The sequence below is a fragment of the Methanosarcina sp. MSH10X1 genome (assembly GCF_004099695.1).
GTDB lineage: Archaea > Halobacteriota > Methanosarcinia > Methanosarcinales > Methanosarcinaceae > Methanosarcina.
The window spans coordinates 86,943-101,858 of sequence record NZ_SCHL01000009.1 but is presented as its reverse complement, the minus strand read 5'-3'; the positions used below and the strand labels follow the sequence as shown (position 1 = coordinate 101,858).

The window sequence follows — 14,916 nt, the reverse complement described above, 5'->3', positions numbered from 1 at the left end:
GGGGATTTGCCTTGATCAGGGTGCTTTGAATCCACACTTGGGGCAGGTGTATACGTTGCCCTGTTGCCTGCAACTTGAACATCTTCCGATTTCTGATCCGCACTGCGGGCAGGGGAACTTGACATATCCCTTTTCCACGAGACGGATTCCACATGAAGTACAGTACTCAACTTTTTGTGCTGACATTTTTGTTCTCCTTAAAAGTTAATTCTAATAGTAAATCTGTAACGAGTTACCGATGAATCGGGTGCCTTCTTTAGCATCGAGCTTCTGCTTTCCTGGCACCTTTGTTAACATTAGCAGATTTAATGAACTGAATTTAATTAATGCTTTTGGATACGCTTTGCGATATGCTTTGCTTCTCCCCTAGTCATATACGATATACGATTTAAATATTCCCCTTTACCATAGTGCCGTGCACAGGCTTTCCGTACACAGCCCGAATAACCCTATCCGGACATTTTCCGTTTACGATCAGGCAATCCATTCTGTTTTCCCGAAGAAACTCCGGCAGGGCAGGATCAATGCAGCTTGCGCGGTCTCCGGTGCAACAGGCAGCAGAAATTTCCCTGACTAATTTTCCATCCCTGAAGATGCCGTCTACATCCGTAGCCTTTATCAATGCTGCTCCGGCTTGCTTTGCAACCCAGGCTGCGATTGTATCGGAAGTCACATCCCAGGTATGGGGCAGGGGATCTTCTTTTCTCAGGAACCTGTATGGAAAAAGAATAGAGACTCCCTGAGGCAGTTCTGCTATCGTTTCTATAACTATTGCACCGGTTTTGTCCCGAAGGTAGCAGGCGTACTGTTCCATTCCGAGTATAGCCATCCAGTGGGCTGCATCGGAGCCCAGAGAAAACTTTTCATCGGTTTCCCTGACTACATCAGCAAAAATGCCTCCTCCGGGCACTATGAGAATGGAAAAAGGCAGTCTTTCGGCTGCGTACTCTCCTCCTGAAGTTTCGGGGATTTCTGAGCCAAATTCCTTTGCCAGCCTTTTTACAAGGACTGGAGCCTCCTTGATAAGGCTTCCACCGATTTTGAGCACCACCCTCATAGTTTTCTTTTCCTTTCTGAAAGGGATTATTTCACCTCTATTAGGCTGTCCTGAAGTGAAGAATTCAGGCATCGAGGAGCCTGGCAGCTGCGTACGCCGGAAAAACTTTTGAAATTTCCTCGCCCCAATGTCCGGATACTGAGATAAATTCAAAGCCAAGCCTCTCTGCAGCTTCCTTTATCAGGAATTCTCCGAGGCCTGCGGCTGCGATTTTTTTAAGCCCGTTTCTTTTCGCAACCTCTGAAATCGCCTCGGCGAGGGCAGAAACCTGTTTTTCCTTTACCTGACCTGCGATTTCATAAATTTCCTCTTCCCGGATTTCGGAAAGGTCTGCACAGACCAGCCTTGCAAGCCTGCGTATAGCATCGGTTTTGCTCCTGCCTGCTCCGTCAGCGGTTTCGCATGTGTACGCGCTTTCATCGATTTTACCAAGCAGGAGATAAGCGTCCGCAGTTGTAGCAAAGAGTTCTGAAGCCGTCCTGCACAGGCCCCTTTCAAGCTTTACTTTCCCGAGAAGCGCGGCAAGGTTTGTCCTGAGCGTGCCTGCATATACAAGTTCGCTCCTGCACAGCCGGTCAAAATCAGTAAGTCCTGCTTTATGTTCGCCTGATAGGATCGGAATAATATCGCTTGTGGTACTCCCTACATCAACAAAAATGCAATCTCCGAACTCTTTTCCGGCCAGTCTGGCTGAAGCCGCCCAGTTGGCAGCAGCAAGTTCTCTTATATCACCAGCCTCGCGCTGAAACCTGCCCATACTGTTTATGTAAGACACCTTTGAAGGTTCAAAGGCAGAATCGACACATGACTTTATGAAGCGAATGCCCTGTTCCTTATCCTCAAAACAGTCTGCAAGTTCTCCGGTCATAACAACAGCAATTTTTTCGGGCTGCATCCTTTGCGCAATTTCCTTTAAAACCTCAGGAAGCCGTGTATTTTTCCAGAGAGGTAAATAATGCAGTTCTATAATCTTTCCGTCCGAAGAAGCAAGTTTGGTATTCGCTCCTCCAATATCAAGCCCGATAATCTTCGAATTCATTTTTGAGCCCTTTATTCTGTTCTTTTTTCAAGTTCTAGTATTTGCTCTTTTCCGGCTTTTAGCCTCTACCCATCTTTCACGCTCTTCCGAAAAGTTCTCCAAGCCCATCTTTTGAAAAGCGGTATTCTCCTTCCAGGTTTACCGAGTCAGGCAGTTCTCCAAACTTATTTTTCAAAAGCAGGTCTCCTATTTCCTCCCGCATAACACGGCTGATCCCGAAAAGTGAGGCAGTGGGTCTCGGGTTTACATCCACTACATACGGAAAGTCGGCGAATACAATATCCACGCCCACATATCCGAAGCAGTTCAGGCATTTTGCTGTGGAGATTGCGGTTTCATAAAGTTCTTCTCTGCCAGGAGTGTGGTAAGGAGTAAGGCTGCCATTGTATTTTATGCCGGAAACTCCTGTTTTCCCACTTTCGCCGGTTTCTATATCTTTTTCACCAAATTCTATGAACTGACGGTTTACAGTCAGGGGAAGTGGGGTTCTTCCTGCAATAAGGCTTACACTCAGGTGCTTTCCTTCTATATACTCGCTTGCAATAAGTCCTTCCCTGTTCTCGAATCCTGTGACCAGATATGTTTCCTCGGCTCCGCAACCGAATCTGGGTTTTGTAACATACCTCTTTCCCTTTTCGGCTTTTCCTGCAAGCTCAGGGGTCTTAATTCCGGCTTTCTTCAGAATTTTCGTACAGAGCAGCTTATCCGCACAGCAGGCTGCCGACCGGGGTGGACATCCCAGGTTTGCGGTATTTTCTTCAAGAACTTCATTCAGCTCGGAAAGCATTGAATCAGGGGCAATAACCAGCCCTGCATCACAGTCCTTTGCCGTCCTCTCAATCACCTGCCTGAAACTTTCGGCTGTAGACTCTATGCATGTGCCTGCACAGATTTTTGTGCCTGCTGACGGGTAGTAAACCTCATGCCCAAGCCGGACAAAACTTTCCGCAAGGGTCTTAAGCATAGCCGCCCCCTCAGGGATAAGGGATTTCTCAATATCCGTACCGACAGCAAATTCTGCAATCAGGATTTTCATTGGAAAGGAAAAACCCGGTCATTTATATATTACTTTTGCAAGCCAAAAATTCTAAGAAAAATGTTTGACCGCAAGCCTTTTCAAAAAAGGCTTGAGCGAAAACTTTTTCAAAAAAGTTTTATCAAAAACGCATGCTTTATCTAAACGATGTAACCGGAGCGTGATAAACCGGCGCAACGGTTTCAACGCAAGCCTTTTCAAAAACGGCTTGAGCGAAAACCTTTTGAGAAAAGGTTTTATCGAAAACCCTGATTTATCTAAACGATGCAACCGGGGCGGGCTCAAGCGACGCCACGCTTGCGGGTCAATGGTGTGGCTAATGCCTTGAATTAGGAGCTAAATTGAATATGTAAAAGTTTATATAAATTATACAGTTTATACTTTAAAAGTTATACATTGCAAAACATAAAGGTGCCTGGTAATATTAGCAGCAAAAACCCTAACTCTCAGTCGGTCTTTGAAAACCCTTTTGTGAAAACCCTTTCTATTGCAGTTCTTATGGGCATATTTCTGGTTGATATGGCGCTCGGGCTCTTTGAGATTTTTTCCACAAAAGAAAGTCCATTGCCCACCGCAGTTGTGCTTTTGATCTTTGCGGTAATGTTTATTGCAGGCATGGTTTTTTACGAAAGACATGGGCTTGACACTCTAAGTTCCCTTGTTGGAGGAGCTCTTGCAGGTTTCGGCTTTTCCTTCGTGTTCGTTTCACTCGTAGGCGGCGTGCAGTTCGCACTGGGAGGAGGAATTTCGGCCATAGGATGGGATCAGGTGATTTCTGCAGTTGCGGCTTCCATGATTGCAAGTGTCATAATGCTCAAAGCACTGTCCTACAAACTTCAAAACCACTTTTACTGATTTTTCTTTTTCTTTTCCTACATGAGTAATATATTCTTTCAATTGTCCAAAAAGTATTTATAGAATTACAAACAATCACAGATCAGGACGAGCGAAACCGTTATAATTACTTGATGGGGATCGACTAATGAGAATATTCAATAAAGAAGAAAATACGGATTCTAAAGAAGATACCCAGCCTGGGGCTGAAAATCCTGATGCCCGGAATTCTGGTTCTTCAGCGGGAGAGGCTAATGAAGCACGGGATAAACCCGAAGAAGCTTCTGACGGTTCCGAAACTGAAAAAAGCCCTGAAGTCCTGTGTCAGGAAGAGAACCAGATTCTCAAGGACCAGCTTTTCCGGCTTGCAGCAGACTTTGACAATTTCAGAAAACGGACCGCCCGCCAGATGGAAGAAAGCCGGAAAGCCGTGCTCGAACAGGTACTTCTCGACTTCCTTGAAGTAACGGACAATTTCGATCGCGCTCTTAAATCTGCAAAAACCGCAGAGGATATGAGCTCGATTGTCAGCGGAATAGAACAGCTTTCAAGACAATTTTTCTCAATCCTCGAAAAGTATGGGCTTGAGAAAGTTAAGAGTGAAAAAGCCAGTGAATTTGACCCTCACAGGCACGAGGCAGTTCAGCATGTCGAGACCTCTGAAGTTCCAGACAATACTATAGTAGAGGTCTATAAAGCCGGATACGCTCTTAATTCGAAAGTTGTCAGGCCTGCTATGGTCTCAGTGGCCAGAAACCCTGATGAGGCCGGGGAATAAAGAAGATTCAGGCATAACTTTACTCCTGAATCAGATAGGACTTAACTCTTAAATTTAACTAGGTAATCTAGTCAGATAACTTAATAAATAATTTAATTCAATGATTTGTCTAAATATTTTTATCTAAAATTTTAATTGAAAAATCTAACCAAGTAATCTAGTGAGGATAAAACATGGCAAAAATACTGGGTATTGACCTTGGTACTACGAACTCATGCATGGCAGTAATGGAAGGCGGGGAAGCTGTCGTGATCCCGAATGCCGAAGGCGCCAGAACGACCCCTTCAGTGGTCGGATTCTCCAAAAAAGGGGAGAAACTTGTAGGCCAGGTTGCAAAGAGGCAGGCTGTTTCGAATCCTGAAAATACTGTTTATTCCATTAAAAGGCATATGGGAGACGCCAATTACAGGGTCACCCTGCAGGGAAAGCAATACACACCGCAGGAAATTTCCGCAATGATTCTCCAGAAGCTCAAAACCGATGCGGAAGCTTATCTCGGAGAAGCGATTAAACAGGCTGTTATCACGGTTCCTGCATATTTTAATGACGCCCAGAGGCAGGCTACAAAGGACGCAGGGGCTATTGCAGGCCTTGACGTCCTGAGGATAATCAATGAGCCAACTGCCGCATCCCTGGCTTACGGGCTCGACAAAGGAGATATCGAGCAAACTATTCTTGTTTACGACCTTGGAGGCGGAACCTTTGACGTATCCATTCTCGAACTCGGAGGAGGAGTCTTTGAGGTAAAGTCCACAAGCGGCGATACCCACCTCGGAGGAGACGATTTTGACCAGCGCATTGTTAATTATCTGCTTGCCGAGTTCAGGAAAATCGAAGGAATCGATCTCTCTAAAGACAAGTCCGTACTCCAGCGTTTAACCGATGCTGCAGAAAAAGCCAAAATCGAGCTGTCAGGCGTTGCCAGTACTAATATCAACCTTCCCTTCCTTACAGTTGGTCCGGATGGGGATCCCAAGCACCTTGATATTGACCTGACCAGAGCCCAGTTCCAGAAGATGACCGAGGATCTTCTTGAAAAGACCCTCGTATCCATGCGCCAGGCTCTCAGCGATGCAAAACTTACTCCAAACGACCTTGACAAAGTGATTCTGGTCGGAGGCGCCACAAGGATGCCTGCGGTAGTCGAGCTTGTTGAGAATTTCACAGGCAAAAAACCCTACAAAAACATCAACCCTGATGAAGCCGTTGCAATCGGGGCAGCCATCCAGGCCGGTGTGCTCGGGGGCGAAGTCAAAGACGTCCTGCTGCTTGATGTCACTCCTCTGACCCTCGGAATTGAGACGCTCGGAGGCATAGCTACCCCGTTGATTCAGAGAAACACGACAATTCCTACCAAGAAAAGCCAGGTTTTCTCAACCGCAGCTGACAATCAGCCGTCTGTAGAGATTCATGTCCTTCAGGGGGAAAGGGGAATTGCTTCTGAAAACAAGACCCTTGGGCGCTTTACTCTGGACGGCATTCCCCCGGCTCCGAGAGGCATCCCGCAGATTGAGGTTACCTTTGATATCGACGCAAACGGTATACTGCACGTTGGTGCAAAAGACCTTGGAACAGGTAAGGAACAGTCCATATCCATCCAGAAGCCAGGCGGACTTACGGATGCCGAGATCGAGCGCATGGTCAAAGATGCGGAAATGCATGCCGAGGAAGACAGAAAGCGCAAAGAAGAAGTTGAAAACAGGAACAATGCCGAAGCCCTGATCAATGCTGCGGAAAAGACTTTGAAGGAATCCGCAGATGTGGCTACAGAGGACCAGAAGTCAAAGGTAAATGCCGCCATCGACGACCTTAAGAAAGCTCTTGAAGGTAAGGACAGCGAAGATATTAAGGCAAAAACCGAAGCTCTTCAGGAAGCCGTATACCCGATCTCCACTGCAATGTACCAGAGAGCCCAGCAGGCTCAGCAGGAAGCTGCAGGCGGGGCGGGGAGTGCTGACGCCAAAGGTCCTGACGAGACGGTCGTTGACGCTGATTATGAAGTAGTTGACGACGAAAAGCGTAAATAAGGAGAAACCAAGTAATAAAGACAGGCCTGGAGATTCTCAGGCCTTACCGGAAACCTGCTTGCAGGCTCCGGAGTTTTATCTTTTTTAAAACAACAGGGAATCCTGATGGCCACAACACGTGATTATTACGAAATTCTTGGATTATCCAGAGATGCCTCACCTGAGGATATAAAGAAAACGTATCGAAAACTTGCGCTAAAATACCATCCTGATAGGAATAAAGAAGCCGGGTCTGAGGAAAAGTTCAAGGAGATCTCCGAGGCTTATGCAGTACTTTCAGATCCTGAGAAACGGACTCAGTACGACCGCTTCGGGCATGCCGGAATAAACGGGCAGTACAGCGCAGAAGATATCTTCCGGGGTGCAGATTTCGGCGGTTTCGGGGATATATTCGAGATGTTTTTCGGCGGAGGAGGAGGCAGAAGAGGCCCTATGGGGCCGAGGAGAGGATCCGATCTCCAGTATGACCTTTATATCACCTTCGAAGAAGCAGCCTTTGGAGTCCGTAAAGATATCGACGTTCCGAGGACGGAAAGGTGTTCTAATTGTTCCGGAACCGGGGCCAAACCTGGCACAAGCCCGAAACGCTGCCCCACATGCGGCGGTACTGGGCAGATCCGCACTACGCGCTCCGGATTGGGTATGCAGTTTATAAGCACTACAGCCTGCACTACCTGTCACGGCAGGGGTCAGGTTATTGAGTCTCCATGCCCGGTCTGTAGCGGCACGGGAAGAGTCCGGAACACTAGAAAGATAACAGTAAACGTGCCTGCAGGAGCCGATTCAGGCATGAGCCTGAGGCTTAGCGGAGAGGGAGATTCGGGAGAACCCGGAGCACCGTCCGGAGATCTTTATGTCGTACTTCATGTGATGGAGCATAACTACTTTAAGAGGGTGGATTATGACGTGATTTCCGAGCTTCCTATTTCATTTGCCCAGGCCGCAATCGGGACGGATATTATGGTCGATACCCTTTACGGAAAGGTCAAGATGAATATCCCTGCAGGAACTCAGACCCACTCCGTATTCAGACTTAAAGATAAAGGTATCCAGCACCTGCACGGAAGCAGAAAAGGTGACCAGCTCGTCAGGGTTGTAATCAGGACTCCAATAAAACTCAGTCACGAACAAAAAGAACTTCTTCGCCAGTTCGAAGCTTTGAGCAGCAGCAAAAATACCGACGGAAATGAGAAAGGCAGACACGATAAATCTACAGAGAAATCCAGGAAAAACAAGGGATTTTTTGATAAGGTAAAGGATGCTTTTGAGGGCTAAGAGCAGCTTTTAGCCGCGCTTTTACCTTTTTAAATGGTCTCTTCTTTAATGCTGGATTTCTTCCTCTTCAATATTGACACCTTCTTTCCTAATTCCGAAGTACTTCATTTTTGTTCCGGGCTCTCTATTTTTATCTTTTTCCCGGGTTACATTTCCTTCTTATTTCCAATCTGGTCTTTTTCTCCAATTAAACGCTTTTTTATCTATTAACACCCGGATTTTAGCCTTCCCTGACGTGTCTGTGGGGTTTCCTATTCCTTTATCCCTTCTGCTTTTTTCCTTTCTCCGTTATTTTATTTCTATAGTTCTGGTTTACTTTTTTATTTATTTGCAAAAATCTGAAAAGATTTATATATATAACTGCTTAAGTTTAAAACTTTACCAGAGCTTTAATCTGAAGTAGCTTTGCAAAAAACTGGCCTTATAAGTTCTGTTTCAAAACATTAAATTCCAGAGATGGTCAATACGCTGATCAATTTCATTAAAAACAATCTATCTGACTGCATTTTATATTTTTGTCCTCTCCACTTTCTCTTAACTTTGTATATTTTTTCGTTGAATTTTTTCTATCTCGATTTATTCCATACCTGTTGCTTCTGGTCCGTCAGATTTTATAATATCAGGTCAGTTAAAAACAGTTTTTCTGAAGGTGTGATATGAAGGTTATAATTATTGGCGCAGGGGAAGTAGGTTATCATATTGCAAAGGCTCTTTCCCCAAAAAACGATGTAATAATTATTGAAAAAGCTGAAGAAGCATTAAGAAGAGCAGACGAACTTGATGTCCTTGCTATCGAAGGAAATGGGGCAAATGCCGAGCTTCTCTCAAAAATTCTTCAGGGCACTGATCTGCTAGTGGCTGTCACAGGGGTCGACGAAGTCAACATTGTAGCCTGCATGACTGCCAAGCTAATCACTCGGGGCAAGCCCGAATGGAAAGAAACTAAAACCATTGCCAGAGTCAGCAATCCGGACTACATAGATTCGCCTGTAACCTCAAGGGCTCAGGTTGGAGTCGATCTTATGATCTGTCCTGAGCTTGCACTTGCTTCCGAAGTTGCTGAAATCCTGTCAAGCCCATCAGCCATAGATGCCGAGATGTTTGCCGAGGGAAAAGTCCGAATGACTGAGTTCGCAATAAGTCCCGAAAGCAGGCTTGTAGGAAAGAGGATGAAGGACCTCCGGCTTGCTGACTGCTGCATTGTAAGTGCGGTTTTCCGTGAACATGAAATAATTATTCCGCATGGAAGCGACGTTATAAAGGCAAATGACCATGTAGTAGTTGTGGGTAAACCTGAGGCTATGGAAGGCATGGGCAGTGTTTTCGGGAGTGAAATACACCATAAAAATAGAGTTCTTATTATAGGCTGCGGGATTGTAGGCTTTTACCTGGCCAAACTGATAGATAAAGAAGAGAATGCCGACCTGAAAATTATTGAGCACAGGAAAAGCCGTTGCATAGAAGTTGCCGAGACTCTGGAAAATGCCCTGGTTTTAAATGGGGATGGTACTGATCTCAATTTGCTCAGGGAAGAGAATATCGAGAGGATGGATGTTGTTATTGCAGTCACAGACAGTGATGAGAAAAATCTTCTGTGTGCTCTGCTTGCAAAGCAGCTTGGTGCAAAGAAAGTAATTGCAAGGGCTGACCGTTCAGACTATCTTCCTTTGTTTGAAATGGTCGGCATAGATATGGCAGTCAGCCCCAGGGAAGCGACCGTAAATGAGGTACTTAAGCTTACAATGGGCAGGGGAATACAAACCCTGACAACTATTGAAGGCGAAAGAGCGGAAATCATCGAATATACGGCTTCCGAAAGCTCGAAAATTGTCGGGAAACCTTTAAACAAAGTAAAGTTCCCCAGAGGAGCTCTCATCAATATGGTGGTTCGGGGAAAGGATACTATAGTTCCCAGAGGAGATTTCGTTATTGAAAACCAGGACAGGGTGGTCATTTTTTCAATGGCTTCTGCAATCTCGGAAATAGAGAAATTTTTCAGATGAGTTTTAAAAGGCGGGTGGTTTCTTATAGATAACAAGGCAGTTTTCAATGCATTAGGGAAAATTCTGTTCCTTCTGGCGTTTACAATGCTTGTTCCCCTTTTAGTAGCTTTTTACTACCGGGAACCGCTGCTACCCTTTGTTGTTTCTTTTTTCATAACCCTTATTGCTGGCTTGCTCCTTATGCGGTTTAAAGGCCATGAGGATTGGCAACAAAAAGAGGCGCTTGCCATTGTGTCTTTGAGCTGGCTTGCAGCAGCTATTTTCGGGGCTATTCCCTTTCTTTTTGAAGGAATCTCTTTTATTGATGCCGTTTTTGAAACAATGTCAGGTTTTACTTCAACGGGTTCTTCAATTCTCGTGGATATTGAAGCTCATTCCAGAGGTCTTCTCTTCTGGCGATCTTTCACTGCCTGGCTTGGGGGCATGGGGATTATCGTACTTTTCATAGCAATTCTACCAAAGCTTGGAGTTGCCGGCCGCCAGCTATTCAGGGCCGAGGCTCCTGGTCCGACCGAAGATAAGCTGAAGCCAAGAATAAGGGAAACCACAAGGATTCTGTGGACACTCTATATTCTTATCTCTGCCCTTGAAGTTATGGCTCTGGTGCTGGCAGGAATGTCTCTTTACGATGCTCTCAATCACACCTTTGCCTGCATGGCTTGCGGGGGATTTTCTACCTACAATGCAGGCATAGAAGCTTTTGGCAGTCCTGTAATCGAATTTATCCTCACATTTTTTATGTTTGTTGCGGGGGCTAACTTTGCTCTCTACTACCGGGCTATCCGTGTCAATAAAAGTGCCATCTTTCGAGATGAGGAATTCAGGGCGTATTCTTATTTTATTCTGGGTTTTACAGGTTTACTTACACTTGTTCTATTCAAAGATATGGGATTTTCTCCATTCAATTCTTTCCGTTATGCCATATTCCAGATAACCTCTATTATGACAGCTACCGGCTTTGCTTCAATTGATTTTAACCTGTGGAAGGATTCAGCAAAAATTCTGGTTCTTGCAGTAATGTTTATCGGAGGGTGTGCCGGTTCTACAGGCGGCGGCATGAAGGTTGTGCGTTTTCTATTGATGTTAAAATATGCAAGGAGGGAGCTCTTTAAGTTTATTCACCCCAGACTCGTCAGACCTATCCGATTTAACAACAAAGCAGTACCTGATGACGTTTTGCAGTCAATCCTGTCTTTTGTTGTGCTTTATATCGGCGTTTTCGTCGTAGGTACGGTGCTTCTAGCACTATTGGGAGTTGATATGATAAGCTCGTTTACAGCTTCGATAACGACTCTCGGAAATATAGGCCCGGGTTTTAATATTGTAGGGCCTATGGCAAACTTTGAATCAATCCCGCCGCTCGGCAAAATCATTCTTATTAATAATATGTGGGTAGGCAGGCTTGAGGTTTACACCGTACTTGTACTCTTTACAAGCGATTTCTGGCACTCCTGAAAATCGGAATTCGTCTAAACCTTAAAAGGCAGACTATTCCTGGGAGAACACTGCTTTGGAAGTAAACAATTCCTTGAAAAGCGAATTGCTCTCAGGAAATTAAACCGTTCCTATATCCTTTGTCTTATTCTTTTCCATGAAATTAAGTTCTTGACGGCTTGCCCCTTGCTACGACTCCGGGTTCAATCCCCTATTTTCCCATTGAAGGTTTTTTATGGTAGTACTGCATAATACTTATCATAAACACGACTATTTACGTTTTCTTTTTCCAAGATTACTTAAGCAAACAGGTTTATTTATCTGAAATCAAGCTTTTTTGAGGAAATCTTATGAAAGCCGTAGTTATAGGGGCAGGCGAGGTTGGATATCATATCGCAAAGTTTCTTTCCCTCACACATGACGTAATTGTTGTTGAGAAAAATGAGGAGGTTGCACGAAGGGCAGATGAGCTCGATGTTCAGGTTCTGGCGGGAAATGGTGCAAATGCTGATATTCTCGCAAGTATCCTTCACGATGTAGATATCCTGGTTGCTGTCACAGGGGTCGACGAAGTCAATATTGTTGCCTGCATGACTGCAAAACTTATCATAAGGTCCCATCCCGGCTGGAGAGAAACAAAGACAATCGCCAGAGTCAGCAATCCTGATTATATAGATGTGCCTGTAACTTCAAGGGCTCAGGTCGGAGTCGATGTCATGATCTGCCCTGAACTTGCGCTTGCTTCGGAGGTTGCCGAGGTACTCTCAACCCCTTCAGCTATAGATACGGAAGTTTTTGCCGGGGGAAAAGTACAGATGATGGAATTCGCCATCCGTTCTGACAACAGGCTTGTAGGGCAGCAAATACGTGATCTCAAGCTTGATGACTGCTGCATTGTAAGTGCGATCTTTCGGAAACACGAAATAGTCATACCTCATGGGGATGATGTTATTCGTGCAAATGATCATGTAGTAGTTGTAGGCAAGCCCAGAGCCCTGGAAGAACTTGGACGAATCTTCGGGAATAGGGGGCCTCATAGGAACAGAATTCTCCTCATAGGCTGCGGAATTGTAGGCTTTTATCTGGCTAAACTGATTGACAAAGACGAAAATGCAGACCTTAAGATTATCGAGTACAGGAAAAGCCGCTGCATAGAAGTGGCTGAGATGCTGGAAAATGCCCTCATCTTAAACGGGGACGGCACCGATGTCAACCTTTTGAGAGAAGAGAATATTGAAGACATGGATGTCGTGCTTGCAGTTACGGATAATGATGAGAAAAATCTCCTGTGTTCGCTTCTGGCGAAGCAAATGGGAGCCAGGAAGGTGATCGCCAGAGCTGACCGTTCGGATTACGTGCCCCTCTTCGAAATGATTGGCATAGACATGGCAGTCAGTCCTAGGGAAGCAACCGTAAACGAGGTACTTAAGCTTACAATGGGCAGGGGTATTGAAAAACTTGCCACCCTGGAAGGCGAAAAGGCGGAGATCATTGAATATACGGCTTCAAGAAGTTCAAAAATCATAGGAAAATCCCTTGACAGGGTTAAATTTCCTAAAGGGGCGCTCGTTACCATGGTGGTTCACAACGATGACACGATTATACCCAGAGGAGATACCGTAATTCGTGAAGGAGATAGGGTAATAGTTTTTGCGCTGTCCTCTGCGGTTTCGGCGGTAGAGAAGTTTTTTAAGTAAAGAATAAATACAAAAAATTCGAAAGGGTCTAACAGGCTTTAAAACAGAGGATCCGCATGAATTTTAGAATTGTCCTGTATGTACTTGGAGGCTTACTAAGGCTCCTTGGTCTGCTCATGTTAGTGCCCCTAGGAGTCTCATACTATTACGGAGAGAGTTTAACTCCTTTTCTGGTTTCGGTTCTCATAACCACTCTTACAGGCTTTCTCCTGCTCTCCTATAAGACCGAAGAAGAGTGGATGCGCAAAGAAGGCTTTGCAATAGTCGCCCTGGGCTGGCTTGCAGCTGCATTTTTCGGAGCCATACCTTTCGTGCTGGATGGAATCTCTCCTCTGAACTCTCTCTTCGAATCCATGTCAGGATTTACCACCACGGGTTCGACAATCTTAACAGACATTGAAAGTCATCCTAAAGGCATCCTTTTCTGGCGCGGCATGATCCAGTGGCTTGGGGGCATGGGTATCATAGTGCTTTTCATTGCCATCCTGCCAAAACTCGGGGTTGCGGGCAGGCAGCTTTTCCGGGCTGAAGCGCCTGGACCTACCGAGGACAAGCTGAAGCCAAGGGTAAGGGAAACCGCAAGAATCCTCTGGATGATCTATTTTGTAATCTCCTTCCTGCAGGTTGTCGCCCTTATGCTTGCAGGAGTTTCTCTTTATGACTCACTTAATCATATGTTTACCACAATGGCTTGCGGAGGTTTCTCCAATTACACATTGAGCGTTGGGGCTTTTTATAGCCCTCTTGTTGAGTATATAATAACGTTTTTCACTTTCGTTGCCGGTGCAAACTTTGCCCTTTACTATCGAGCAATATTTGTAGACAAAAATCTTCTTTTTAAGGACGAAGAATTTCGGTTCTACACTGCTCTGATCCTCGCTGCAAGCGGGCTTCTTACCTTCCTGCTCTGGCGAGACCTCGGCACAGACGTTTTTGATTCTTTCAGGTTTTCAATCTTCCATATAGTTACGATTATGACCAGCACCGGGTTCGCGACAACCGATTTTAATCTCTGGTCCGATTCTGCGAAAATGATACTTATTATAGTCATGTTTATTGGTGCCTGTGCCGGTTCTACAGGCGGAGGCATCAAGGTTGTACGTATTCTTATCCTCCTTAAGCACAGTAGAATGGAACTCTTTAAGGCTCTTCATCCGAGAGCCATAAAAGGTGTTAAATTTAACAATAGAAACGTGCCTGAGGAGATCGTCAATTCCATTGTCTCATTTGTTGCCATATATCTGCTTATCTTTGTCTCAAGCGCCCTTATTCTCTCAGTTCTGGGCATGGATATAATAACCTCAGTTACTGCGTCCATAGCCACCCTCGGTAATATAGGACCAGGCCTGAATGTTGTAGGCCCGATGGGCAGTTTTGACCCCATCCCTCCGCTGGGAAAACTGGTCCTGATTGCGAATATGTGGATCGGCAGGCTTGAAGTTTATACTGTGATTTTACTCTTTACGCCCGAATTCTGGAACCGCTGACCCACGATTTTTCAAAAAATCCTTGCCCGCAAGCCTTTTCAAAAAATCCTTGCCCGCAAGCCTTTTCAAAAAAGGCTTGAGCGAAAACTTTTTCGATAAAACTTTTATCGCAAACTTTTTCAAAAAAAGTTTGATCACAAGCCTTTTACAAAAAGGCTTGAACGAAAACCATGCTTTATCTAGACCGGTGTAACCGGAGCGTGATCGACCGGCGCAACGCAAACTTTTTCAAAAAAAGTTTGATCACAA

General features: G+C 45.2%; 13 protein-coding genes. 9 read left to right on the top strand and 4 right to left on the bottom strand.

Features of this window, described 5'->3' with window-relative positions:
• Positions 1-15 precede the first annotated feature (15 nt).
• The 4 genes from EQO05_RS09240 to EQO05_RS09225 all read right to left on the bottom strand — a co-directional run bounded on the left by EQO05_RS09240 (position 16) and on the right by EQO05_RS09225 (position 3,132).
• Complete coding sequence (locus EQO05_RS09240) at positions 16-186, bottom strand: zinc finger domain-containing protein (protein ID WP_128505843.1); 171 nt, start codon at positions 184-186, stop codon at positions 16-18.
• A gap of 202 nt (positions 187-388) precedes the next feature.
• Positions 389-1,129: an amino acid kinase gene (locus EQO05_RS09235; RefSeq protein WP_370273664.1), complete on the bottom strand. Its 741-nt coding sequence runs from the start codon at positions 1,127-1,129 to the stop codon at positions 389-391.
• Positions 1,122-2,096 carry a hydantoinase/oxoprolinase family protein gene (locus EQO05_RS09230; protein WP_128505841.1) on the bottom strand — a complete coding sequence of 325 codons (975 nt, stop codon included), beginning with the start codon at positions 2,094-2,096 and terminating at the stop codon, positions 1,122-1,124. The genes EQO05_RS09235 and EQO05_RS09230 overlap by 8 nt, the downstream gene beginning before the upstream one ends.
• A gap of 76 nt (positions 2,097-2,172) precedes the next feature.
• Positions 2,173-3,132 (bottom strand): ATP-grasp domain-containing protein, encoded by a 960-nt coding sequence (locus tag EQO05_RS09225; RefSeq protein ID WP_128505839.1) that lies wholly within the window; start codon positions 3,130-3,132, stop codon positions 2,173-2,175.
• 64 nt (positions 3,133-3,196) lie between these two features.
• Between EQO05_RS09225 and EQO05_RS09220 the strand changes: the two genes are divergently transcribed.
• From EQO05_RS09220 to EQO05_RS09180, 9 genes are all read left to right on the top strand, one after another.
• Entirely contained in the window at positions 3,197-3,460 is a 264-nt protein-coding gene (locus tag EQO05_RS09220) for a hypothetical protein (protein ID WP_128505837.1), read from the top strand.
• Positions 3,461-3,528: 68 nt separating this feature from the next.
• Positions 3,529-3,987 (top strand): heat-shock protein, encoded by a 459-nt coding sequence (locus tag EQO05_RS09215; RefSeq protein ID WP_128505835.1) that lies wholly within the window; start codon positions 3,529-3,531, stop codon positions 3,985-3,987.
• Between the two features lie 127 nt (positions 3,988-4,114).
• Positions 4,115-4,744, top strand: a complete 630-nt coding sequence (grpE, locus tag EQO05_RS09210; protein ID WP_128505833.1) for a nucleotide exchange factor GrpE — start codon at positions 4,115-4,117, stop codon at positions 4,742-4,744.
• Positions 4,745-4,917: 173 nt separating this feature from the next.
• Positions 4,918-6,771, top strand: coding sequence for a molecular chaperone DnaK (gene dnaK, locus EQO05_RS09205; protein WP_128505831.1), 1,854 nt, complete (start codon positions 4,918-4,920; stop codon positions 6,769-6,771).
• Positions 6,772-6,876: 105 nt separating this feature from the next.
• Positions 6,877-8,046 (top strand): molecular chaperone DnaJ, encoded by a 1,170-nt coding sequence (dnaJ, locus tag EQO05_RS09200; protein ID WP_128505829.1) that lies wholly within the window; start codon positions 6,877-6,879, stop codon positions 8,044-8,046.
• Positions 8,047-8,702: 656 nt separating this feature from the next.
• Complete coding sequence (gene trkA / locus EQO05_RS09195; protein WP_128505827.1) at positions 8,703-10,049, top strand: Trk system potassium transporter TrkA; 1,347 nt, start codon at positions 8,703-8,705, stop codon at positions 10,047-10,049.
• A gap of 24 nt (positions 10,050-10,073) precedes the next feature.
• Positions 10,074-11,504, top strand: coding sequence for a TrkH family potassium uptake protein (locus EQO05_RS09190; protein WP_128505826.1), 1,431 nt, complete (start codon positions 10,074-10,076; stop codon positions 11,502-11,504).
• Between the two features lie 329 nt (positions 11,505-11,833).
• Positions 11,834-13,180: a Trk system potassium transporter TrkA gene (gene trkA, locus EQO05_RS09185; RefSeq protein ID WP_128505824.1), complete on the top strand. Its 1,347-nt coding sequence runs from the start codon at positions 11,834-11,836 to the stop codon at positions 13,178-13,180.
• Between the two features lie 56 nt (positions 13,181-13,236).
• On the top strand, positions 13,237-14,667 hold the full coding sequence (locus tag EQO05_RS09180) for a TrkH family potassium uptake protein (RefSeq protein ID WP_128505822.1): 1,431 nt from the start codon (positions 13,237-13,239) through the stop codon (positions 14,665-14,667).
• Positions 14,668-14,916: the final 249 nt, after the last annotated feature.